The sequence below is a fragment of the Kribbella jejuensis genome, assembly GCF_006715085.1.
GTDB lineage: Bacteria > Actinomycetota > Actinomycetes > Propionibacteriales > Kribbellaceae > Kribbella > Kribbella jejuensis.
The window spans coordinates 1,133,226-1,154,425 of the sequence record NZ_VFMM01000001.1; the positions used below are offsets into that span (position 1 = coordinate 1,133,226).

Annotated in this window: 23 protein-coding genes; 7 read left to right on the forward strand and 16 right to left on the reverse strand. The window is 68.8% G+C overall.

The window, feature by feature from the left end:
* The first annotated feature begins 82 nt into the window (after window positions 1-82).
* Window positions 83-811: a polysaccharide deacetylase family protein gene (locus FB475_RS05450; protein WP_238331973.1), complete on the forward strand. Its 729-nt coding sequence runs from the start codon at window positions 83-85 to the stop codon at window positions 809-811.
* Here the strand turns inward: FB475_RS05450 and FB475_RS05455 are convergent.
* From FB475_RS05455 to FB475_RS05465, 3 genes are all read right to left on the reverse strand, one after another.
* Window positions 808-1,608, reverse strand: coding sequence for an HAD-IIA family hydrolase (locus FB475_RS05455; RefSeq protein ID WP_141853121.1), 801 nt, complete (start codon window positions 1,606-1,608; stop codon window positions 808-810). The two genes, FB475_RS05450 and FB475_RS05455, sit on opposite strands and share 4 nt — an antisense overlap.
* 48 nt (window positions 1,609-1,656) lie before the next feature.
* Window positions 1,657-2,322 (reverse strand): ribulose-phosphate 3-epimerase, encoded by a 666-nt coding sequence (rpe, locus tag FB475_RS05460; protein ID WP_141853122.1) that lies wholly within the window; start codon window positions 2,320-2,322, stop codon window positions 1,657-1,659.
* A gap of 64 nt (window positions 2,323-2,386) precedes the next feature.
* A complete protein-coding gene (locus FB475_RS05465) occupies window positions 2,387-3,235 on the reverse strand; it encodes an SDR family oxidoreductase (protein ID WP_141853124.1) in 849 nt (282 codons plus the stop codon).
* 79 nt (window positions 3,236-3,314) lie between these two features.
* On the opposite strand from FB475_RS05465, the gene FB475_RS05470 reads away from it, so the two are divergent.
* Window positions 3,315-4,031, forward strand: a complete 717-nt coding sequence (locus FB475_RS05470; protein WP_238331974.1) for a TetR/AcrR family transcriptional regulator — start codon at window positions 3,315-3,317, stop codon at window positions 4,029-4,031.
* Here FB475_RS05470 and FB475_RS05475 read toward each other — a convergent pair.
* The 6 genes from FB475_RS05475 to FB475_RS05500 form a co-directional block, all read right to left on the reverse strand.
* Window positions 4,021-4,752 (reverse strand): cobalt-precorrin-6A reductase, encoded by a 732-nt coding sequence (locus FB475_RS05475; protein WP_141853126.1) that lies wholly within the window; start codon window positions 4,750-4,752, stop codon window positions 4,021-4,023. The genes FB475_RS05470 and FB475_RS05475 overlap by 11 nt on opposite strands.
* Window positions 4,749-5,489 (reverse strand): precorrin-4 C(11)-methyltransferase, encoded by a 741-nt coding sequence (cobM, locus tag FB475_RS05480; RefSeq protein WP_141853128.1) that lies wholly within the window; start codon window positions 5,487-5,489, stop codon window positions 4,749-4,751. Before cobM ends, FB475_RS05475 begins: the two co-directional genes overlap by 4 nt.
* Window positions 5,486-6,682, reverse strand: coding sequence for a precorrin-6y C5,15-methyltransferase (decarboxylating) subunit CbiE (gene cbiE, locus FB475_RS05485; protein WP_141853129.1), 1,197 nt, complete (start codon window positions 6,680-6,682; stop codon window positions 5,486-5,488). Before cbiE ends, cobM begins: the two co-directional genes overlap by 4 nt.
* Complete coding sequence (locus FB475_RS05490; protein WP_141853130.1) at window positions 6,672-7,052, reverse strand: PPOX class F420-dependent oxidoreductase; 381 nt, start codon at window positions 7,050-7,052, stop codon at window positions 6,672-6,674. Before FB475_RS05490 ends, cbiE begins: the two co-directional genes overlap by 11 nt.
* 83 nt (window positions 7,053-7,135) lie before the next feature.
* Entirely contained in the window at window positions 7,136-8,734 is a 1,599-nt protein-coding gene (locus FB475_RS05495; protein ID WP_141853131.1) for an ABC transporter permease, read from the reverse strand.
* Entirely contained in the window at window positions 8,731-9,657 is a 927-nt protein-coding gene (locus tag FB475_RS05500; protein ID WP_141853132.1) for an ABC transporter ATP-binding protein, read from the reverse strand. The genes FB475_RS05495 and FB475_RS05500 overlap by 4 nt, the downstream gene beginning before the upstream one ends.
* Before the next feature lie 80 nt (window positions 9,658-9,737).
* Between FB475_RS05500 and FB475_RS05505 the strand changes: the two genes are divergently transcribed.
* Window positions 9,738-10,241, forward strand: a complete 504-nt coding sequence (locus FB475_RS05505) for a GbsR/MarR family transcriptional regulator (RefSeq protein ID WP_141853133.1) — start codon at window positions 9,738-9,740, stop codon at window positions 10,239-10,241.
* Here the strand turns inward: FB475_RS05505 and FB475_RS05510 are convergent.
* The gene (locus FB475_RS05510) at window positions 10,238-10,882 is read right to left on the reverse strand and encodes an NBR1-Ig-like domain-containing protein (RefSeq protein WP_238331975.1); all 645 of its coding nucleotides are present in this window, start codon (window positions 10,880-10,882) and stop codon (window positions 10,238-10,240) included. The two genes, FB475_RS05505 and FB475_RS05510, sit on opposite strands and share 4 nt — an antisense overlap.
* Window positions 10,883-11,029: 147 nt before the next feature.
* Between FB475_RS05510 and FB475_RS05515 the strand changes: the two genes are divergently transcribed.
* The gene (locus FB475_RS05515) at window positions 11,030-11,725 is read left to right on the forward strand and encodes an SH3 domain-containing protein (RefSeq protein WP_141853135.1); all 696 of its coding nucleotides are present in this window, start codon (window positions 11,030-11,032) and stop codon (window positions 11,723-11,725) included.
* 48 nt (window positions 11,726-11,773) lie between these two features.
* On the opposite strand, the gene FB475_RS05520 is transcribed toward FB475_RS05515, so the two are convergent.
* Both FB475_RS05520 and FB475_RS05525 read right to left on the reverse strand, forming a co-directional pair.
* Complete coding sequence (locus tag FB475_RS05520) at window positions 11,774-12,496, reverse strand: alpha/beta fold hydrolase (RefSeq protein ID WP_141853136.1); 723 nt, start codon at window positions 12,494-12,496, stop codon at window positions 11,774-11,776.
* A gap of 29 nt (window positions 12,497-12,525) precedes the next feature.
* Window positions 12,526-13,572, reverse strand: coding sequence for a LacI family DNA-binding transcriptional regulator (locus FB475_RS05525; protein WP_238331976.1), 1,047 nt, complete (start codon window positions 13,570-13,572; stop codon window positions 12,526-12,528).
* Between the two features lie 167 nt (window positions 13,573-13,739).
* Between FB475_RS05525 and FB475_RS05530 the strand changes: the two genes are divergently transcribed.
* Genes FB475_RS05530 through FB475_RS05540 form a run of 3 tightly spaced genes read left to right on the forward strand, consistent with a single transcriptional unit; the run spans window position 13,740 to window position 16,835 of the window.
* On the forward strand, window positions 13,740-14,636 hold the full coding sequence (locus tag FB475_RS05530; RefSeq protein ID WP_238331977.1) for a carbohydrate ABC transporter permease: 897 nt from the start codon (window positions 13,740-13,742) through the stop codon (window positions 14,634-14,636).
* Entirely contained in the window at window positions 14,623-15,525 is a 903-nt protein-coding gene (locus tag FB475_RS05535) for a carbohydrate ABC transporter permease (RefSeq protein ID WP_238331978.1), read from the forward strand. The genes FB475_RS05530 and FB475_RS05535 overlap by 14 nt, the downstream gene beginning before the upstream one ends.
* A complete protein-coding gene (locus FB475_RS05540; RefSeq protein WP_238331979.1) occupies window positions 15,522-16,835 on the forward strand; it encodes an ABC transporter substrate-binding protein in 1,314 nt (437 codons plus the stop codon). Before FB475_RS05535 ends, FB475_RS05540 begins: the two co-directional genes overlap by 4 nt.
* Here the strand turns inward: FB475_RS05540 and egtD are convergent.
* Genes egtD through FB475_RS05560 form a run of 4 tightly spaced genes read right to left on the reverse strand, consistent with a single transcriptional unit; the run spans window position 16,832 to window position 21,109 of the window.
* Entirely contained in the window at window positions 16,832-17,797 is a 966-nt protein-coding gene (gene egtD / locus FB475_RS05545; RefSeq protein WP_141853137.1) for an L-histidine N(alpha)-methyltransferase, read from the reverse strand. The genes FB475_RS05540 and egtD overlap by 4 nt on opposite strands.
* Entirely contained in the window at window positions 17,794-18,555 is a 762-nt protein-coding gene (egtC, locus tag FB475_RS05550; RefSeq protein ID WP_141853138.1) for an ergothioneine biosynthesis protein EgtC, read from the reverse strand. The genes egtD and egtC overlap by 4 nt, the downstream gene beginning before the upstream one ends.
* Window positions 18,555-19,892: an ergothioneine biosynthesis protein EgtB gene (gene egtB, locus FB475_RS05555; protein ID WP_141853140.1), complete on the reverse strand. Its 1,338-nt coding sequence runs from the start codon at window positions 19,890-19,892 to the stop codon at window positions 18,555-18,557. The genes egtC and egtB overlap by 1 nt, the downstream gene beginning before the upstream one ends.
* A complete protein-coding gene (locus FB475_RS05560; RefSeq protein ID WP_141853142.1) occupies window positions 19,889-21,109 on the reverse strand; it encodes a glutamate-cysteine ligase family protein in 1,221 nt (406 codons plus the stop codon). Before FB475_RS05560 ends, egtB begins: the two co-directional genes overlap by 4 nt.
* Between the last annotated feature and the right edge of the window lie 91 nt (window positions 21,110-21,200).

The following is a 21,200-nucleotide window of genomic DNA, read 5'->3' on the forward strand; positions in this document are numbered from 1 at the left end:
TGGCTTTCGCGGGTGGTTCACGCAGGGTTGGACGGGTGAGGAAGTGACCACCCACCGCCCTGGGGGGAACATGGACGTTCGCTTGACGCGTGCGGGGAACAGGGCCGTCGGCCTGGCGGTGATGATGCTGGTGAGCGCGGTGATCGGCTCGGTCGTGGTCGCGGCCGCGAAGTCACCGGCCAAGCCCGTCACGCCCACGCCGCCGGCCGCTGCGCCTGCGGCCGTCACCCCGAGCCCGACGCCGCTGCCGACGAAGTACGTCGTACTGACGTTCGACGACGGTCCCGATGCCGAGTACACCCCGAAGGTGTTGGACATCCTCGCGCTGTACGGCGCGAAGGCGACCTTCTTCGAGGTCGGTCAGAACGTGCGCAAGCATCCCGAGCTGACCAAGCAGTTGCACGCGGCCGGTCACAGCGTGCAGAACCACACCTGGGACCACAGCGATCTCCGCAAGCTCACCGCGGCCAGGTTCCAGCAGGAGGTCAGGCTGACGGACCAGGCGATCCGCGCGCAGATCGGTAGTACGCCGGGTTGTCTGCGGCCGCCGTACGGCGGGGTGAACCCGGCCGTCAGGCAGCGCGCGCGGCAACTGGGCAAGGACCTCGTCGTGTGGACGGTCGACTCGCGCGACTGGACCAAGCCTGGTACGGCGGCCATCGTGCAACGCGTACTGAAGAACGTGCACAGCGGCTCGGTGATCCTGATGCACGACGGCGGCGGCAACCGCTCGCAGACGGTCGCCGCGCTGCCGACGATCCTCAAGGCGCTCAAGGCGCAGGGGTACGGCTTCCGCACGCTGACCTGCTAGGAGAGCGCGGTCACCAGCGGTACGACGTCGGCGATCGAGGCGACGATCCGGGTCGGGCGGTACGGGAACCGCTCGACCTCGTGCTCGCCGGTCGACCCGGTCAGCACGAGCACGCTCCGCAGGCCCGCCTCGAGACCGCTGATGATGTCGGTGTCCATCCGGTCGCCGATCATCACGGTCGTCTCGGAGTGGCCCTCGATCCGGTTCAGCGCGCTGCGCATCATCAGCGGGTTCGGCTTGCCGACGAAGTACGGCGCGACGCCGGTGGCGCGGGTGATCAGCGCGGCCACCGAACCGGTCGCCGGCAGCGGCCCCTCCTGCGACGGACCGGTCGGATCCGGGTTCGTCGCGATGAACCGCGCGCCTTCGGCGATCAGCCGGATCGCGCGGGTGATCGCCTCGAACGAGTACGTGCGGGTCTCGCCGAGGACGACGTAGTCCGGGTCGCGCTCGGTGAGGACGTACCCGATCTCGTGCAGTGCGGTGGTCAGGCCGGCCTCACCGATCACGTACGCCGTCCCGCCCGGCCGCTGGTCGTCGAGGAACTGGGCAGTGGCCAGCGCGCTGGTCCAGATCGACGTCTCCGGGATGTCGATGCCCGCGGCAAGCAGCCGGGCACGCAGGTCCCGCGGCGTGAAGATCGAGTTGTTCGTGAGAACCAGGAACTTCTTGCCGGACGCCTGCAGCGCGGCGATGAAGTCGCTGGCGCCGGGGATCGACCGCTCCTCGTGCACCAGGACGCCGTCCATGTCGGTCAGCCAGGTTTCCACCGGTTTGGGCTCGCTCACGCTGCTCATCGTAGAGTGCCGCCGCCTCCACCCCGACCCACCGCGCGGCGGGTCCGCCTAGTGGGCGGTGGATTGTTCGGCGAGGTTGCGGAGTTTGTCGATCATCGCGTTCGGGTCGTCGGCGGCGTAGACCGCGGAGCCGGCTACGAACACGTCGGCACCCGCGTCGGCGCAGCGTTCGATCGTCTCGACCGAGACGCCGCCGTCGATCTCGATCCACACGTCCAGGCCGTGCTTGCCGAGCAGCTCGCGCGTACGGCGGATCTTCGGCAGGCAGAGGTCCAGGAACTTCTGCCCGCCGAACCCAGGCTCGACGGTCATGATCAGGACCATGTCGAGCTCGCCCAGCAGGTCCTCGTACGGCTCGATCGGCGTCGCCGGCCGCAGCGCCATCGCGGCCCGCGCACCCTTGGCGCGGATCTCCCGCGCGGTCCGCACCGGGGCGCGGCACGCCTCGATGTGGAACGTGACGCTGGACGCGCCGGCCTCGACGTACCCAGGCGCCCAGCGATCCGGGTCCTCGATCATCAGGTGACAGTCGAGCGGCAGATCGGTCGACTTCGCCAACGACTCGACCACCGGCATCCCGAGCGTCAGATTCGGCACGAAGTGGTTGTCCATCACGTCGACATGCAGCCAGTCCGCATTCGACACAGCCGCGGCCTCATCGGCCAGCCGAGCAAAGTCAGCGGACAGGATGCTAGGCGCGATCTGAATCCCCATAGCGCCAATCTATCGACCACCCACGGCCACCCGACCATCCGGTGACTGCGTGAGGTGGCGGAGCTCACCCGAGGAGCTCGGCGGTGAGGACCTCACGGAGCGTGGTGGCGGGGCGGCCGAGAAGCTTCGGCAGCGCGGGGTCGACGACCGCGAACTCACCACGTCGGGCGGCCTGGAAGATCCCGAGGGTCAGATCGACCACGAACTCCGGCATCCCGCGGTCGAGCGCGTCCTGTCTCCACTCGTCGTCCGGGACGGTGACGCGGGTGATCCGCCGGCCGCTGAGGTCGGAGGCGATCGCGGCGACGTCGGCGTAATCGAGTAGTTCGGGACCGGTGAGCGCGGGAGTGATGCCGTCCAGGCGCTGGGAATCGGTCAACGCGACGACCGCCGCGTCGGCGAGGTCGCGGTGAGCGGTCCACGAAACCGGTCCGTCCTCCGGGAGGATCAGCTCGCCGGTTTCCATTGCGGATCGGAGCATGAAGACCGTCGTACTCGCGTAGAAACCGTTGCGCAGCGCGGTGAACGGTACGCCCGAACTCGCCAGGTCCTGCTCCGTCGCGGCGTGACCGCGGGTGGCGACGAAGCGCGAGTCGAGGCTGGCGGCCTGATGGCTGGTGTAGAGGATGCGCTCGGCGCCGGCGGACTTCGCGGTCTCGATCGCGAGGCGGTGCGGCGCCGGGTCGGCCGGACCGGAGACGATCAGCACCTGGGTGGCGCCGTCGAACGCGGTCGCCAGCGCGGCCGGGTCGTCGAAGTCGGCGCGCCGTACCCGGATCCCGCGGGCAGCGAGGTCCGCGGCCTTCTCCGGTTCGCGGACGCTGACGCCCAGCCGGCCGGCCGGTACCTGCTCGGCGAGACGCTCGACGACGGCCCGTCCGAGTCGGCCGGTACCTCCGGTGACGATGATCATGAAGAACTCCTTGTTATCAGTGGAAACAGGATTACGCTATCACTGGAAACAGAGGTGGCCAAGCGTTACGGTTGCGTCCGTGGACGAGAGCACAGGCAGCCGAGACGGGATGCGGGCGCAGATCGTCGAGGTCGCCGCCGGGCTGCTCGCGACCGGCGGCCGGGACGCGGTGTCCACGCGAGCCGTTGCCGGCGCGGCGGGCACGCAGGCGCCGACGATCTACCGGCTGTTCGGCGACAAGGACGGGTTGCTGCAAGCCGTGCTCGAGTACGGCTTCGCGAAGTACCTCGCCGAGAAGCCGCCGCACGACCCGACGGCGGACCCGATCGCGGACCTGCGCGCCGGGTGGGACCTGCACGTCGGCTTCGGCCTGGCGAACCGGGAGCTGTTCCTGCTGATGTACGCCGACACGCAGCCGGGAAAACCCCCGGCGGCGGCCGAGGCGGGGTTGGCGATCCTGCGGACGCGGATCCGTCACCTGGCAGCGGCGGGTCGGCTGCGCGTGTCCGAGGATCTGGCCGTCGACATGGTCCAGGCGGCCGGCTCAGGCGCCGTACTCACCCTGCTCAACACCCCCGAGAACAAGCGGGACCCACGCCTGGCCGACGCGATGTTCGACGCCGTGGTCGCGGCGATCACCACGCCGGACGACGACGGCGCGACGCGCGGTCGGCCCGCTGCCGAAGGTGTGACGGCCGCCGCCAATGCGTTGCAGGCGTATCTGCCGGAGCTTCGGATGTTGACCGACGGGGAGCGTCAGGTGCTGGGCGAGTGGCTCGCCCGGATCACCCGCTGATATTCGTTCGCAGCCAGGTGAGGGCTTCGGCGGGTGTTTCGACGACGTCCAGGCCGGATGGGAGCGGGGGGCGGCGAATGATGACTACCGGTATATGCAGACGGCGGGCCGCGCGGAGTTTGGGGGCGGTGGCGGCGCCGCCGCTGTTCTTGGTGACCAGTACGTCGATGCGGTGCCGCTGCAGGAGCTCCACCTCGTCGGATTCCGTGAAGGGTCCGCGCGCGAGGAGGAGCTCGCACCAGGTCGGTGCGGGCTCCGGCGGATCGACGCAACGGGCCAAGGTCCACAGACCGGTACCCGCGAATGCGTCAAGCCCCTGACGCCCGATCGTCAGAAACACCCGCGACCCAACCCGAGACAGCAGTTCCGCCGCCGCAGCAGCCGTATCAACCCAATACCACTCGGCTGAAGAGTCCTCCCAGGCTGGACGGCTGAGGATGAGGTGGGGGGTGGCGGTTTGGGTGGTGGCGGTGGTGGCGTTGGTGGTTATCTGGGTGGCGAAGGGGTGGGTGGCGTCGATGACGGCGTCGACCGGGTTGGTTCGGAGCCAGGCGGTGAGGCCTTCGGGGCCGCCGAAGCCGCCGGTGCGGACTTCGCCGACCGGGTGCTGGGGAGCGGTGGTGCGGCCGGCCAGGGAGGAGACGACTTCGATGCCGGCGGCGACCAGGAGGCGGGCCAGTTCGCGGGCCTCGCCGGTGCCGCCGAGGAGCAGGACTCTCATCGCGCGCGGGTGGTCGAGTACAGGTGGCTGTCGCGAAAGGTCGTTGCCGACAGCACCTTTCCGGCGATGATCACGGCGGTACGGCGAATGCCTGCGGCACGTACTTGTTCGGCGATGTCCGCCAACGTGCCGCGCAGTACCACGTCGTCCTCGCGGGACGCACGGGCAACGACCGCCACCGGGCAGTCGGCGCCGTAGTTCGGGAGGAGTTCAGCGACAACACGGTCGATCTGCTGGACCGCCAGGTGCAGAACGATCGTCGCGCGGCTCGCACCGAGGGTCGCGAGGTCCTCCCCCGGCGGCATCGCGCTCGCGCTGCCACTGATCCGGGTCAGGACAACCGTCTGACCGACCTCCGGGACGGTCAGCTCACGGTTGAGCGTGGCGGCGGCTGCGGCGTACGCCGGTACTCCGGGCGTGACGTCGTACGGGATCTGCAACGCGTCGAGGCGACGCATCTGCTCGGCCATCGCGCTGAAGACGGACGGGTCACCGGAGTGCAGGCGGGCGACGTCGTGGCCGGCGGCGTGGGCGGTGGCGAGTTCGCCGATGATCTCGTCGAGGTTGAGGTTGGCCGTGTCGACCTTGCGGGCGTCCGGCGGGCAGTGGTCGAGGAGCTCGACGGGGACGAGTGCACCGGCGTACAAGCAGACCGGTGAGGACGCGATCAGGTCGCGGCCGCGCACGGTGATGAGGTCAGCCGCGCCTGGGCCGGCGCCGATGAAGTGGACCGTCATTTCGTCACGCTCCAGATGGTGACGGGCATGGCGGGGCGCCAGCCGGTCATGGTGCCGATCGCGGAGGCGCGGTGTACATCGAGGCGTACGAGGTCGCCGCCGTACGTCTTGTACCACTGGACGATGAGCGCCTCCGTCTCCAGCGTGACGCCATTCGCGACCAGACGGCCGCCGGGGCGGAGTGCGTTCCAGCAGGCGTCGAACAGGCCGGGGGCGGTTGCTCCGCCGCCGATGAAGATCGCGTCGGGTGCTTCGAGGCCTTCCAAAGCTGTGGGTGCGGGGCCTTCGACGACGGTGACTGCGGCGCCGAGGTTGAGTGCGTTGCGTTCGAGGCGTTTGGCGCGGGTGGGGTCGCGTTCGATGGCGATCGCCCGGCAGGTCGGGTGGTGGCGGGACCATTCGATCGCGATGCTGCCGGCGCCGCCGCCGATGTCCCAGAGGAGTTGGCCGGGTACGGGGGCGAGGCGGGAGAGCGAGACCGCGCGTACTTCGCGCTTGGTGAGCTGGCCGTCGCTCTCGTACGCGTCGTCGGGGAGGCCGGGGACGGTGGAGAGGATCGGTGCGTCGGCGGGGCATTCGACCGCGATGACGTTGAGCGGGTCGACGTCGGCGGACCAGTCGGCGGCTGTTGTGGTGCGGATGCGTTCGGTCGGGCCGTCCAGTTGTTCGAGGACGGTGAAGGTGCTGTTGCCGTAGCCGCGGGCGGTGAGTAGTTGGGCGACTTCTGCGGGGGTTTGGGCGGTGCGGCTGAGGATGAGGAGGCGCCGGTTGGGTTGGAGGTGCGGGTGCAGGCGGTCGACCGGGTTGGTGACCAGGCTCACCACCTGTACCTGATCCTGCGCCCACCCGAGCCGCGCACACGCCAGCGAGACGCTGGACGGATGCGGGATGACGCGTACGGCATCCACCCCGAGCATCCGCACCAGCGTCGTACCAATCCCATGGAACGTCGGATCGCCGCTCGCCAGCACACACACCCGGCGCCCCCGAAACTCCGCCAACAATCGAGGCAGTCCCTCGGAAAGCGGCGACGGCCAAGCCACAGCCTCAAACGAGCCCGATGGAACGAGGCCTAGTTGGCGGGGGCTGCCTAGGAGGATTTCGGCTGTGGCTAGGGCTGATTGGGCTTCGGGGGTGAGGCCGGGCCAGCCGTCGGGGCCTATGCCGACGACGGTGATGGGGTCAGCCGGCATTGCCGAGGGCCTTTGTGATGGTGATTTCGAGGACGACGCGCGTGGGGTTGGGGCGGGGTTGTTTGTAGCGCTTGGCGTAGCGGGTCACCGCGTCCAGGACGTGGGCCGGGTCGTCGCTGACCACGGCGCGGCCCTCCAGCGTGCTCCAGCGGCGGCCGTCCACCTGCGTCACCGCGACGGATGCCTCTCCCAGCCGACGGATCGTCCGCGCCTTGTACGACGTACCGGAGCAGATGACCCGTACCAGCCCGGCGTCCGGGTCCAGCGTCGCGCCGACCGGGGTCGCATGGACCGTACCGTCTGCCCGGACAGTGCTCAGCACACACAGGTGCCGTTCGGTCCAGAACTCGACCAGTTGCTCACTCAACACCCAGCGATCGTAGACAGGCCCGCCCGGCGGTGAACCGGGCGGGCCTGCGAGCGCCGGACCCCTCAGACCAGCGCCGTCCTCAGTCAGCCGATATCGCGCCGGCGGAAGGTGGCGAAGCCCGCGATCGTCAGCGCCGCCGCGATCGCGGTCAGCCAGATCACCGGGGTCGCGGAGAAGTCACCACCCGGCAGCCGCGGCGTGTGGCCGTACGGGCTGAGGTCGATCATCCACTGCGGCAGGTTGAAGATCTCGCCGAACTGCCCGATCAGCAGGAACAGCCCGTACAACCCCCAGCCCGCGGCGACCAGCTTCGGCGCCACCCCGAACAGAACCACAACCAATGCGGTGACCAGCCAGATCGCAGGGAGCTGTACGGCGGCCGCCGCCAGCATCCGAGGCACCTGACGCCCCATGTTGCCCAGCGACGCGCCACTCGAGACACCTGAGCCGAGCCCCGCAACCAGAATCAGCACACCAGTACCGAGCAAAGCCATCAGCACATGACTCGCCAACCACCGCCCACGCGTCACACCGGTCGCCAGCAACGGCTCGGCCCGCAGCGCGGTCTCCTCCGACCGCAGTCGCAAAGCGGCCTGGATACCGAACGCTGACGCCAGCAGCCCCATCACGCCCATCTCGGTCGCCAGGAACGCGTCGGTGATGCCCTCGACGCCACCCAGCTTCTGCACCATTTCGCGAGCACTGTCACTCGTCACGAACCCGTCGACGTTGCTGGCAATGTTGCCGACCAGCAGCCCCAGCAGCAGGAAGGCGAAACCCCACGCCAGCAAGGAGCCGCGGTGCAGTCGCCACGCCAACGCCAGCGGTGACCGCAGGGAAGCAGCCGCCCGCGGTGGTCCAGGCCGCGGCCGAACCAGACCGGCGCCAAGATCGCGCCGCCGGATCAGTGCGGTCGCCGCGGCGACAAGAACCGCCAGGAACACCAGTGGCACCAGTAGTACGGCCCAGTGATCACCGGCGTACGCACGGACCTGCTGCGACCAACCGATCGGTGACAGCCAGGACACCCACTGCGTACTGCCGTCCGCGGACGAGTCCCCGACAGCCCTCAGTACGTACGACACACCCAACACGACCGCGGTGAGCCCGTTGGCGGCCCGCGCGCTCTCGGTGACCTGTGCCGTCACCGCACCGACGCCCGCGAAGGACAGACCGGCCGCAGCCCACATCAGCCCGAACGCGAACGACCCCGTGGCATCCAGTCCGCTCCCGATCAAGGAGAGCGCAGTCACCAGCCCGAGCACGATCACCGTCGCGGACGACACGATCAGCCCGGCGGCCAGAGCGGCGTACCGGCCGAGTACTCCGGCACTCAGCAACTCGAGCCGCCCGGACTCCTCCTCGGTCCGGGTGTGCCGTACGACGAGCATGCCGGCCAGCAACCCGACGAGCAGTGCACCGAACGCCGTGAGCTTGAACAGCGAGACCTCTCCGAGCGAGGACTCGTCGAAGATCCGCCCGTACAACGAGACCAGTGCGGGCGAAGCGTTCGACGTTCGCGCGGCCTCGACCAGCGCGTTCTTGTCGGAGTACAGGCTGATCGACGCCTTGGCCGACCCGGCCGCCGACAGGACGAAGACGACCACCCAGATCGGGATCAGCAACCGGTCGCGGCGCAGCGCGAGCCGCACCAGCGTCCCGGTACCGACGAAGTCGTTCATCGCACCGCCGCCCCGTGATCCGGAACAGCCTCAGCCGGTACGTCTTCCTCGTAGTGCCGCAGGAACAGCTCCTCCAGCGTCGGCGGCTGCGCGACCAGGGTCCTGATCCCGCTCGCCGACAGTTGCCGCATCACCGCATCGAGCTGGGCGGTGTCCACCTCGCACCGCACCCGGTTGCCCTCGACATCGAGGTCGTGCACCCCCGGCAGCTCCGCCAGCCCGTTCGGCGATCCGGCCAGCTCGGCGTGGATCGACGTACGGGTGAGGTGCCGAAGCTCAGCGAGCGTGCCGGTCTCGACCACCTTGCCGCGGCGGATGATGCTGACCCGGTCGCACAGCGCCTCGACTTCGGACAGGATGTGGCTCGACAGCAGCACGGTGCGGTCGCGCTGACGCTCCTCCTCGATGCACTGCCGGAACACCTCCTCCATCAGCGGGTCGAGGCCGGAGGTCGGCTCGTCCAGGATCAGCAGCTCCACGTCCGAGGACAGCGCCGCAACCAGCGCGACCTTCTGCCGGTTGCCCTTGGAGTAGGTCCGGCCCTTCTTGGTCGGGTCCAGATCGAACCGGCGGAGCAGCTCGTCGCGCTTCTTCTCGTCCAGCCCGCCGCGCAGCCGGCCGAGCAGGTCGATCACCTCTCCGCCGGTCAGGTTCGGCCACAGGTTCACGTCGCCGGGAACGTACGCGAGCCGCCGGTGCAGCTTCGCCGCGTCGTGCCACGGGTCGCCGCCGAGCAGCGAGACATCGCCGGCGTCACCCCGCAGCAGGCCGAGCAGGACCCGGATGGTGGTGGACTTCCCGGCGCCGTTCGGCCCGAGGAAGCCGTGCACCTCGCCGGTTCTGACCTCGAGGTCGAGCCCGTCGAGGGCGTGCGTACTGCCGTACGACTTGTGCAGTCCGGAGACCACAATGGCTGATGTCATGATTCATAACGTACACTTCATTCAGAAGTTTGTGAATCTTGCTAACAGATTTCTGGCGCGGCAGAGGAGATGATGGGGCGGTGAGTGCACATCGGGACGACGACGCCGTCAAGCGGTACACCGAACAGTTCGGCAACTTGCTGGCGGAGACCGGCTGGCCGCGGATGGCGGCCCGGGTGTTCGCCGCGATCCTGTCCAGCGTGGACGGCCGGATGACCGCTGCCGAGCTGTCCGACCAGCTGCAGGCGAGTCCGGCCGCGGTGTCCGGCGCGGTGAACTACCTGCTCCAGCTCCGCCTCGCGACCCGCGAGCGCGAGCCAGGCACCCGTCGCGACGTGTACGTCGTCCAGGACGACGCGTGGTACCAGACGATGATGACCGAGGACGCGTCGCTCGCCCGCTGGTCGGTCTCGCTCCGCAAGGTCCTCGACGCCGCCGGCGAAGGCACCGAAGCGCACCGGCGGATCCGGGTCTCGCTCGGCTTCATCGACTTCATCGGCGAAGAGGTGAAGGGCCTGAGCGAACGCTGGATCAAACGCAAGGCCGAGATCGACGCCGAACTGGACGCGGAGTACGGCGGCTAGAGCTCGTAGACGGTGAAGATCGTGCAGTAGATCGGTGGCGACTCCAGACCCGGGTAGTACAGCCGGCCCGCCTCGTCGGTGATCTTGAAGTACGCCGTGGATGCGCCGACCTGTGATGGCGCCTGGAGGGACATCGTCACCGTCACCAGGTCGCCCGGCGCCGCGTCGGGGACCGGGGCCCGGTTCGGCGAACGGAGATGGCCCGGGGTTCCGGCGCCGCCCTGACGGGTGAGCCACCGGTTGCACCACGGCCGCTCGCCGCTGTTGCGGAGTACCCACGTCTTCTCGAACGTCTCGTCCTGGCGTACCTGCGTACCGTCCGGAACGGTTTCCCCCACGAGCTCGGCCCGGTCGTCGGGGTGATGGTCGATCGGCACCGAACCACCGAGCAGTACCGGCTGGACGTGCCGGCGGAGGTCGCGCTGGGACATGTCCCGGCCGGCGCGGACGGCGGCGTCGAGTTCCATCAGCTGATTCACCAGCGCCTGGTTCGCGCCGAACGAGTCGTCGTACCACTCGATCAGCTCGCGGCTCGGCTTGGTGTGACCGCGCTCGACCCGGGACAGATGCCCCTTGTCCCATCCGGACTCCGCAGCCGCCCGGGTCAACGGCATACCGGACGCCTCCCGGAGCTCACGCATCCGGGAACCGATCACAACGCGAGCCTGTGCTGGCCTCACAGTGCACTCTCCGGTCCGACCGTTGCCCACTGCGACAACACCGTAACGCTCTGATTCTCTGTAAAAAAGTGGCACTTCGCCAGTCGCCCAGCGAAAAGGACCACCACCATGCGTACCGCCCTCATGCGCATCACCGCCCGCGTTGCCGTCACCACCCTTCTCGCCGGTGCCGCCGCCCTCGGCACCGGCGTACTCCCCGCGAGCGCCGCCACCGGGACCGTCGTCACCGACAGCGGCACCGGCGTCGCGATCCGGTCCGGGAACGCGACCAGCTTCGCCTCGGTCGGCAACCAGCCGAACGGAACCGTCGAGATCGACTGCCAGGTGTACGGCGAACCCGTCACCGGCAAGTACGGCCGCAGCCTGATCTGGGACCACATCCCCGGCAAGGGCTACATCACCGACTCCTACGTCAACACCGGCAGCAGCGGGCTGATTGCGCCGCTCTGCACCAGCAACCCGCGCGCCGACAAGGCGATCGCCTGGTACTCCTCACGCAACGGCTCGACCGCGTTCCAGGGGTACTGCGAGATGGCCGCAGAGAACTCGTTCGGAAAGACCGGGGTCTGGGCCTCGGCCACCGCGGACTGGAACGACGCGGTGAACCGCGGCGTCGCCCACCCCGGCGACCTGAACCCACCGAAGGGCGCCCTGGTGTTCTGGGACCTCGCGGCCCCCTACGGCCATGTCGGCGTGGCCCGCGGTGACGGCTACTTCTGGGCCACCAGCGTCAACGGCGCGATCGGCCTCGCCAAGCTCCCGTACTACTCCAACTACCGCGGCTGGGCCTGGCCGAACTTCTGACAGGACCTGAAGCCGGGCAGGCGAGCACCTGGACGCGCGTTCCGCCCCTCACGCGTCCAGGTGCTCGACCCTGTCCAGCCAGTCGTCGACCAGCGCGCGGTACAGCTCCGATCCGGGGCCGGGAAGGAAGTGGTCCTCCTGGTCGAGTACGGCGTACGTCGCGCGCGGGTAGTCGTCGAGGATCGGCCACGCGTCGGCGTACCCGGCGATCGTGTCCTGGCGGCCGGTGACGATCAGGGTCGGGCGGTCGAAGTGGGTCGACGGGTCTTCGCTCAGCCCGTACGTCGAGGGGTCGCGCTGGATGCGGCCGAGGAACTCGACGTCGGCCAATTCCTCCGCGTCGTCGTAGTACTTGTGCTGGCGATCGCGAGCCGGGGACGGCAGCAGGTGCTCGTCCGTCGGGAGCGTGCGGCGGGTGCGGTCGATGACGATGCCTGGTGCTCTGAGCAACAGTCCTAGGACTTGGGCCGGGTTCCTTTTGAGGATGCCTCGGGCGTGCAGCGCGCCGGCCGACGTACCTGCGAGGGCGAATGGTTCGGCACCGGCCACTTCGCTGATCAGCGCAGCAATGGCGGACACCATGCCGTCCTGGTTGGTGATGGTCGGGTCGGCCGGGGACTTGCCGGTGCCGGGTGGGTCCACGTAGATGCGGCGCCAGCCGGTGCGACGTTCGAAGACGGGTTCGTGGAGGTCGCGGCCTTCGCCGGCGTCGCCGCCCCAGCTGGGGAGGAAGAAGATCGGGCGGCCGGCGCCGAAGGACTCGTAGTACACGCTGCGACCTTATCCAGCGCGGCCGCTGATCACTGAGCCTTTCTGTTCACAGCAGAAGGCGGGCGTTCGCCCGAGCCACGTTCGATCAGCGCGCACGGCAGCACGATCCGCTGCGGCGGGCGGGTGTCCGTGCCGGACGCGCGATCGAGCAGCAACCGGGCCGCGCTGCGGCCGAGCTCGGCGATGTCGGAGGCAACGACCGTTACCGGCGTCGGCAGCATGTCGGCGAGCCGGAAGTCGTCGAACCCGACCACCGCGGGCTCCTGACCGAGCTCGCCGAGCGCCCGCAGCACACCCTCGACCAGGAAGTTCGTCGAGGCGAAGATCGCGGTCGGCGGGTCCGGTCGCAGCATCACCTCGCGGGTCGCCTTCTCGGCGGCCTCCGCGTTGCCCTCCGGCAGCTGGATCACCAGCGACTCGTCGACCTCGACGCCCGCCGCCCGGTGCGCCCGGCGGAACCCGCGTAACCGGCGGCCGATCGTGTAGTACGACGGTGCGAGGATGATCGCGATCCGCTCGTGGCCCTGCCGGAGCAGGTGCTCGGCCGCGATCCGGCCGCCGCCCTCGTTGTCGACCATCACGATGTCCGCCTCGATCCCGGTCGCCGGGCGGTCGACGAACACCACCGGTACGCCGGCTCCCTGCAGAAACGCGTGATCGCCCTGGTCGGGGACGATCATCAGACCGGCCACCTGCCGGCTGACCAGCTCCTTGATCGCGCGCTTCTCGCCCTCCGGGTCCTCGTCGACGCTCCCGAGCACCACGGCGTACCCGGACTGGCCGGCGATCTCCAGCGACGCCTTCGCGATGCTCGCGTAGAACGGGTTGGTCAGGTCACCGAGGACCAGCGCGAGGCTGGTCGACTTCTTGCCCGGGCGGAGCGCGCGGGCCACCTCGTTGCGCTGGAAGCCGAGCTCGTCGATCGCCGCGCGGACCCGCTGCGCGGTCTCGTCCCGGACACCGTGGCCACCGTTCACCACCCGGGACACCGTGCCGAGGCCGACGCCGGCCCGGCGCGCGACGTCGATCATCGTCGGCCGGGGGTGCTCCGGCTGGTTTGGAAACGTTTCGGACACGGGGTTGACTTCCTTTTCACGACACGGCATCGTCACCCAACAGTAAGAGTTGGAAACGTTACCGTCCAGGAGGCCGGATGAATTCCGTTCCCGAGCGGAGCGAGGGAAGCATCAGCGCGAGTTCTCCAGGCGGAGCTGCCACCAGGACGCGGCGTAGCCGTGGTGGTATGAGCCGCAACGCCGGCTCCGATGTGAAGGCGGCGTACCTGTTCATCGCGCCCGCGGTGATCGGGTTCGGCGTCTTCGTGGGGTATCCGCTGATCCGATCGTTCTACCTCGCGCTGACGAAGTACAACGGGTTGACCGACCCGGTCTTCGTTGGCCTCGGCAACTTCCGGAGGCTGTTCACGACCGACCCGGCGTTCTGGCCGGCGTTGCGGGCGACCGGCTATCTGGTGTTGCTCTATGTCCCGTTGTCGCTGGTCCTCGGGCTGGCGCTGGCGATGTTCTGCAACCAGCGGTTCGCCGGGGTCCGGGTCGTGCGCACGCTCGCATACCTGCCGGTCGTACTGCCCGCGGTCGCGACGATCACGCTCTGGAAGTTCATGCTCGACCCGCAGGTCGGATTGCTGAACACGATCCTCGACCGGCTCGGCCTGCCGACGAGCCTGTGGTTGCAGAGCCCGAAGATGGCGATGCCTTCCGTAGTACTGGTGATGCTATGGGGCGTCGGCGGCACGATGATCATCTTCCTGGCCGCGCTGCAGTCGGTGCCGACCGAGCTGTACGAGGCGGCCAAGGTGGACGGCGCCGGCCCGTGGTCGATGTTCTTCCGGATCACGATGCCGATGATCAGCCCGATCATGCTGCTGCAGGTGATCCTGCAGACCACGGCCGCACTGCAGACCTTCAACCAGCCGAAGATCCTCACCAACGGCGGGCCTGGGTTCAGCACCAACGTGCTGATGCTCTCGATCTACAACAACGGCTTCCCCACCCTGGGCCGGATCCCGCAGCTGGGATACGCGTCCGCGCAGGTGTGGGTGCTGTTCGTCATCATCATTGCCGTCATCGCCCTGACCGCGAAGTTCTCCTCGCTCTGGACCTACAGTGACAACAACTGAAGCCTCCCTGCCCGCTGTGTCCGAGGTGGCCCGCCCGGCGAAGAAGAGACCACGCGCGATCGGTACGACGGCGTGGTACGTCGTCGCGCTGTTCATCTGCGCGGTGATGGTCGTCCCGCTGCTGTGGATGATCACCATCGGGCTGAAGGACAAGACCGCGGTCTTCGACATCCCGCCGAGGTTGCTCCCGCACGAGTTCCACTGGAGCAACTTCATCAAGGGCCCGCAGGCGATCCACTTCCCACGGCTGTTCCTGAACTCGGTCGTTATCACCGCGCTCAGCGTGCTCGGCGGTGTGATGACCGCGATGATGGCCGGGTACGCGCTCGCCCGGTTGCGTTTCCCCGGCCGCAAGGTGTGGTTCTACCTGTTCGTCGGCAGCATGCTGCTGCCGGGCGTGGTCGGCCTGATCCCGTTGTTCCAGATGTACAAGAGCATCGGGTGGTACGACACCTGGCTGCCGCTGATCGTGCCGGCGTTCCTCGGCGGGAACCCGTTGTTCATCTTCCTGGCCCGGCAGTACTTTCTCGCGATCCCCTATTCCATCGATGAAGCGGCCAAGATCGACGGCGCCGGGCACCTGCGGATCTTCGTCAGCGTGATGCTGCCGTTGACCCGGCCGGCCTGGCTGACGATGGCGATCCTCGCGTTCCAGGCGTCCTGGAACGACTACCTGAATCCACTGGTCTACCTGTACTCGTCCGGCAAGTGGCCGTTGTCGGTGGGTATGGCGTCGTTCATCTCGCCGTTCGCCGGGAAGACGCCGGACTGGAGCTACTACATGGCCACCAACCTGCTGTACATGCTGCCGCCGCTGATCATCTTCTTCGCCGCGCAGCGCTACTTCATCCAGGGCCTCGGCGCTCTCGGCAGCACGAACCAGAAATGAGGATTGTTGTGAAGCGGATTATGGGCGTCACCGCGCTCGCTTGCGCGGGGTTGCTGACGGCAACGGCCTGCAGCGGCGGGTCCGGATCGGGTGGTTCCGGCAACGGTCCGGTCACCGTGACCGTGATGACGTGGGAGTCGGCCGACACCAACGCCGCGATCAAGAAGGCGCTGGCGGACTTCAAGGACGACAACATCAAGGTCGACCTGCTCGAGTCACCGAGTGGTCAGTACGGCGACAAGCTCGCGTCGCTGACCCAGGCGAAGAAGCTGCCGGACCTGTTCTGGTGCGGTAACGACACCGAGCAGCAGTACACGTCGCAGGGCCTCCTGGTCGACTGGGCCGACAAGATCAAGAACGGCGACGGCGACTTCAACGCCGACAAGTTCGTACCGTCCGCGATGGACAACTGGAAGACCGCGGACGGCCAGATGGGTGGTCTGCCGTCGCTGATGAACACGTACGGCGTCTGGTACAACGCCGACGCGTTCACCGCCGCGGGCCTGCCGCTGCCGAAGGCCGGCTGGACGTGGGACGAGATGTACGCCGACGCCGCGAAGCTCGCGAACAAGAACGGCGCGAAGTACGGCCTGGTCGCCGACCAGCTGACCAGCGCCGACGGTCCGTTCACGATGAGCATGTACTCCGTGTCCGCGGGTGGGGCGCCGTTCACCGACAACGTGAACCACCCGACGAAGGCCGAGGCCGACGACAAGTACACCGAAGGCGTGACGAAGCTCGCCGCCGCGATCAAGAACGGGTCGGTCGCGCCGCCCGGGTACGACGCGTCGAACGTGCAGTCGCTGTTCGCGGCCGGCAAGGTGCCGATGACGTTCGGCGGCCAGTGGCTGGCGGCCGGGTTCCAGACCGACAAGCCGAAGATCAAGTACGGGTTCGCGCCGTTCCCGCAGGTGCAGACGCCGACCACGCTGTACGACTCGGTCGGTATCTGCACGCCGCAGTACACCAAGGACCAGGACGCGACGTTCAAGGTGCTCGAGTACATCAACACCAAGGTGTGGGACGCCGTACTGCCTGCATCGCCCGTTGCGCCGCCGGCGTACACGCCCGCGCAGGCGAGCTACTTCGACGCGCTGACGAAGGCGCAGCAGAGCACCGTCGTCGACACGGTCAAGGCTGACCTGGCCGCGGAGAAGACAGTCGGTGTCCGGTTCACCACCCAGTGGGCCAGCCAGGTCGGCGACCTGACGACCGCCAACTACCAGCCCATCCTGAGCGGCAAGAAGCCGATCACCGACCTACCCGCGTACATCGACAAGATCAACGGGCTGATCAAACAAGGGAGCTAAACGGCCTCCCAGAGTGACAACGCGAAGCGGGCTTTGCCGTCGGTCCACCATGCGGCCGGGGTGAAGCACGCTTTGTCGAGCTCGGCTTCCACTCCGGCGCGCTGGAACTTCGCGGAGATCTCGGTGCTGATCTCCTCCCCTTCCTCGAAGCTCACCTCGAGGTGGATCTCCGGGATCAGCACACTCATCGCGCGGGTGGCGCGCAGATGCATCTCGATCCACTCGTTGTCGGCGTCCCAGATCGCGACGTGCTCGAACGCGTCGACGTCGAAGTCCGCGCCGAGCTGGCGGTTGATCACCCGCAGCACGTTCTTGTTGAACTCCGCGGTGACACCGGCCGCGTCGTCGTACGCGGCGACCAGGGTCGCCGGGTCCTTCACCAGGTCGGTGCCGAGCAGCAGCCATTCGCCGGGCTCGAGCACGTCACGGATCGAACGGTAGAACGTCTCCCGTTCGGCCGGGATCAGGTTGCCGATCGTGCCGCCGAGGAACGCCACCAGTCGCGGCGGGTCGCCCGGGAGCTTGTCGAGGTGCGCCGTGAAGTCCCCGACGACGCCGTGGACGTCGATCGTCGGGTAGTCGGCGTTGATCGCATCGGCGGCGTCACGCAGCGCGGACTCGGAGACGTCCATAGGTACAAAACTGGTCAGCGTGCCGTGGTCGCGCAGCCCGTCCAGTAGCAGGCGGGTCTTCTCCGAGGAACCGGAGCCGAGCTCGACCAGCGTGTGCGCGTTGGTCAGCGCCGCGATCTGACCGGCGCGCGTGTGCAGGATCTCGCGCTCGGCGCGGGTCGGGTAGTACTCCGGGAGGCGGGTGATCTCCTCGAACAGCTCGCTCCCCCGTGCATCGTAGAACCACTTCGGCGGCAACCACTTCGGTGTCGCCGACAGCCCCGCCCGGACGTCGTCCCGCAGTGCACGGGCCGCGTAGTCCGGGGTCAGGTGTACGTCGATCAGCGTCACAACTGTCCTTCCATCGGGGTGACCTGCAGGTCCGCGGCGGTAGCCACCAGCAGGGAACGATCAGGTACTGCGGTCCACTCGCCGTCCCCGAACGGTTCGGAGGCGACGGTGACGGAGTCCGGCGTACGACGAACATGCAGCGAATGCGTCCACGCGGTCGCGATCAGCTGCTCGCCGTCGGTCAGCAGGAAGTTCAACCGCGATCCGGGTGCTGCCGTCTCCACCTCGTCGACGACCGCTGCGACCGCGTCCGCCGGCGGCACGCCCTCGCCGAGGCGATGGGCGACCAGGGCCCACAGGAAGACCGAGTCGATCGGCGCGTCAAGACCCAGCAGTCCCGCCACCGGCAACTGCTCCGCGAGCTTGAGCGTCGCCTCCGGCCAGCCCGGAACGCGCCCGTTGTGACTGAACAGCCAGTGTCCCGAGGCGAACGGTGCGACCGCCGACTGACCGTACGGCATCCCGACTGTCCCGTTCCGCACGGCGGCGACGACGGCACCTGAGCGGATCGAGCCGGCCAGGCCCGGAAGGTTCTCGTCGGTCCAGATCGGCACGTCGCGCCGGTAGCGCACCGGCCCGCCGGAGATGGCGGCATCCCCTTCCGGATACCAGCCGAGGCCGAAGCCGTCGGCGTTGACCGAGCCGCCGCCGCGCATGTCCGACGGCGCCCAACTCTGCTCGTACAACGAATGGTCGGGGTCCAGGACCAGCGACGCGAGGGTCACCGGCGGGCCCAGGTAGGCGAGGTGGCGGCACATCAGGAGTGCAGCTCCTCGGGGCGCGGGTCGCGGGCGCAGCGGAAGCCGGCGAAGATCTGCCGGCGGATCGGGTAGTCCCAGTTGCGGAACGTACTGCGGGCCACCACCTCGTCCGTGCCGAACGAGCCGCCGCGGAGCACCTTGTACTCCGGGCCGAAGAAGACCAGCGAGTACTCGTCGTAGGGCCACGCGCGGAACCCCGGGTACCCGCGGAAGTCGCTCGACGTCCACTCCCACAGATCACCGATCAGCTGCTCCACCCCGAGCGGCGACGCCCCGGCCGGATACGCCCCGACCGGCGCCGGCGACAGATGCCGCTGCCCCAGGTTCGCGTGCTGCGGCCCCGGCGACTCGTCGCCCCATGGGAACCGCCGCGTCCGCCCGGAAGCAGGATCGAACCGCGCCGCGAACTCCCACTCCTCCTCGGTCGGCAGCCGCTTCCCCGCCCACTTCGCGTACGCCTCGGCCTCGTAGAAGCAGACGTGCATCACCGGCTCGTCCAGCGGCAACCGCTCTCGGTGACCGAACCGCAGCCGCCACCACTCCCCGTCCGCCTGCGACCAGAACCTTGGGGCGACCAACGACGCCTTCTGCACGTGCGCCCACCCGGCCTCCGACCACCACTGCGGATCGGAGTAACCGCCGCCGAGTACGAAGTTCAGGTAGTCCCCGTTCGTCACCGGCACGGTGTCGATCACGAACGGCTGCACGTGGACGGCGTGCGCAGGCCGCTCGTTGTCCAACGCCCAGGGCTCGATCGACGTACCCATCTCGAACACACCACCCGGTACGAAAACCTCCGCCGACGGCAGCACCCGCCCGGCGGGCGGTGGTGGCGCGTCCAGCACCGGAGCGCCCTCGCGCAGCTGGTGCGTCGCCAGCATCGTCTCGTCGTGCTGCTGCTCGTGCTGCGTGATCATCCCGAACGCGAAGGCGTTGTCGACGAGCTCACGCCCGGCGTCGAACTTCACGTGATCCAGCACGTCGAGCACCTTGTCGCGTACTTCGTTCACGTACGCCCGGGTCTCCGCCGGACCGAGCAGCGGCAGCGCCGGACGGTCCGCCCGCGGATGCTGGAACGCGTCGTACAGCTCGTCGATGTCCTGCCGCAGCGGCTCGCGGCCGCCCACGTCACGGACCAGCCAGAGCTCCTCCTGGTTGCCGACGTGGGCGTAGTCCCAGACGAGTGGGGACATCAGCTTCGAGTGCTGCTTGACCAGGTCGTCGGTGTCGACCGCGTCGGTCAGCTGCACCGTGCGGGCGCGGGACCGCTCCAGCTGCTCACCGGCGTAGGCCCGCAGACCCTCGGCCGACAGGTCGGACAGTTGGTGATTCATGAAGCTCGCCTTCCTTGGGTGTTGTCGACGATGCGCTGCAGCCGGGTCGCGACGGCAGCGGTGAGTTCGGGATCCGCACCGGTCCGGTCCAGGACCGCGGTGCCGAGCGCGACCACGTCCCGGGCGGCGCGCAGCACCAACCGGTCCTTCAGCCCCTCGCGGGCGGCAGGGAACCAGCGGCCGGCGGCCGGCTCGGCCGCGGCCAGCACCTGGTCGAGCGGCGCGGCCATCAGTGCGGTGAGCAGCAGGGTCGGGGCGATCCACCCGTCACCCGGCTGCGCGTCGAGGTAGCGGACCTCGAGGTACCCACGGGGCCGCACCGGCGGGAACAATGTGGACAGGTGGTAGTCGAGGTCGTCGTACGTCGGCCTGTCGCCGGGCAGTGCGCCGTCCGCCCAGGCGCCGAACGTGAGCCCGGTCGGCGCGTCCCACGTCTCGCCCCGCCGCAAGCACAGCACCGGGGCCTCCATTGCCGTCCGTGCCCAGGCGGCAGCCGGGTCGGCGTCGAGTGGGGGCGGTTCGGTGAAGGGGGCGCAGGTGCCGAAGGTGGCCTGAGTACGAGCTGAGGCCCAGCCGGTGTCGGCGCCGGCGCGGCGGCGCGAGTTGGCGAACAGGGCGACCAGTGCGGGACCGAGATCGTGCAGGGCGCGCCAGCGCAGAGCGGTCTGGTCCGAGTCTCCGGCGTCGAGGCAGACCTGCAAGCCGGCGGTGCTGCACATCATCCGCGGGCCGTGGGGTCCGAGACGCTGGAAGGCGCGTTCCATCGCGGCGTACCGCGGGACGGTGAGGATGCGGCGGGGTGGCCGGAAGGGATCCAGGCCGTACCGGCCGGGGACCAGGCCGGCGTCCAGCAGCAAAGAGGTGAGCTCGGCGGCGTCGGCGGCGGTGTCGTCGATCAGTCGCGGGATCGAGTCCGTCGCGGGGCCGGAAATCTCCACCTGGCCACCCGGCTCAACGGTGACCAGAGCACCCCGGCTCAACGGCAGCTGCGGACTGCCGCGGACCAGGGTCGCGGGGGCGTGCTCGCCCAGGGCCTTGCTGAGTTGTCCGGCGTCGAGCGGCCGGTGCGGGTCTTCCGCATGATGCACGGTCCACTCGAGCTCGACGCCGTACAGCCGAGGTGGGCCGTGCTTGAAACAGACCATCGCGACGTAGCCCTCCGCCTCGGCCCGGGAGCCGATCGGGGTCGTCGCCAGCAAACCACCGGGCGAGGTCACGTCAGCGAACCTAGCTCCGGGTCCAGGGCTGGACAACCGACCAGAAAATTACCGGTCGGTGACACCTGGGCAGCGAATCGACTCATGCCCG

Bases quoted from the DNA above. Each gene is read 5' to 3' on its own strand.
- FB475_RS05455 (WP_141853121.1), bottom strand. From the start codon at position 1,608: ATGAGCAGCGTGAGCGAGCCCAAACCGGTGGAAACCTGGCTGACCGAC.
- rpe (WP_141853122.1), bottom strand. From the start codon at position 2,322: ATGGGGATTCAGATCGCGCCTAGCATCCTGTCCGCTGACTTTGCTCGG.
- FB475_RS05465 (WP_141853124.1), bottom strand. From the start codon at position 3,235: ATGATCATCGTCACCGGAGGTACCGGCCGACTCGGACGGGCCGTCGTC.
- FB475_RS05475 (WP_141853126.1), bottom strand. From the start codon at position 4,752: ATGAGAGTCCTGCTCCTCGGCGGCACCGGCGAGGCCCGCGAACTGGCC.
- cobM (WP_141853128.1), bottom strand. From the start codon at position 5,489: ATGACGGTCCACTTCATCGGCGCCGGCCCAGGCGCGGCTGACCTCATC.
- cbiE (WP_141853129.1), bottom strand. From the start codon at position 6,682: ATGCCGGCTGACCCCATCACCGTCGTCGGCATAGGCCCCGACGGCTGG.
- FB475_RS05495 (WP_141853131.1), bottom strand. From the start codon at position 8,734: ATGAACGACTTCGTCGGTACCGGGACGCTGGTGCGGCTCGCGCTGCGC.
- FB475_RS05500 (WP_141853132.1), bottom strand. From the start codon at position 9,657: ATGACATCAGCCATTGTGGTCTCCGGACTGCACAAGTCGTACGGCAGT.
- FB475_RS05510 (WP_238331975.1), bottom strand. From the start codon at position 10,882: ATGCGTGAGCTCCGGGAGGCGTCCGGTATGCCGTTGACCCGGGCGGCT.
- FB475_RS05515 (WP_141853135.1), top strand. From the start codon at position 11,030: ATGCGTACCGCCCTCATGCGCATCACCGCCCGCGTTGCCGTCACCACC.
- FB475_RS05530 (WP_238331977.1), top strand. From the start codon at position 13,740: ATGAGCCGCAACGCCGGCTCCGATGTGAAGGCGGCGTACCTGTTCATC.
- FB475_RS05540 (WP_238331979.1), top strand. From the start codon at position 15,522: ATGAGGATTGTTGTGAAGCGGATTATGGGCGTCACCGCGCTCGCTTGC.
- egtC (WP_141853138.1), bottom strand. From the start codon at position 18,555: ATGTGCCGCCACCTCGCCTACCTGGGCCCGCCGGTGACCCTCGCGTCG.
- egtB (WP_141853140.1), bottom strand. From the start codon at position 19,892: ATGAATCACCAACTGTCCGACCTGTCGGCCGAGGGTCTGCGGGCCTAC.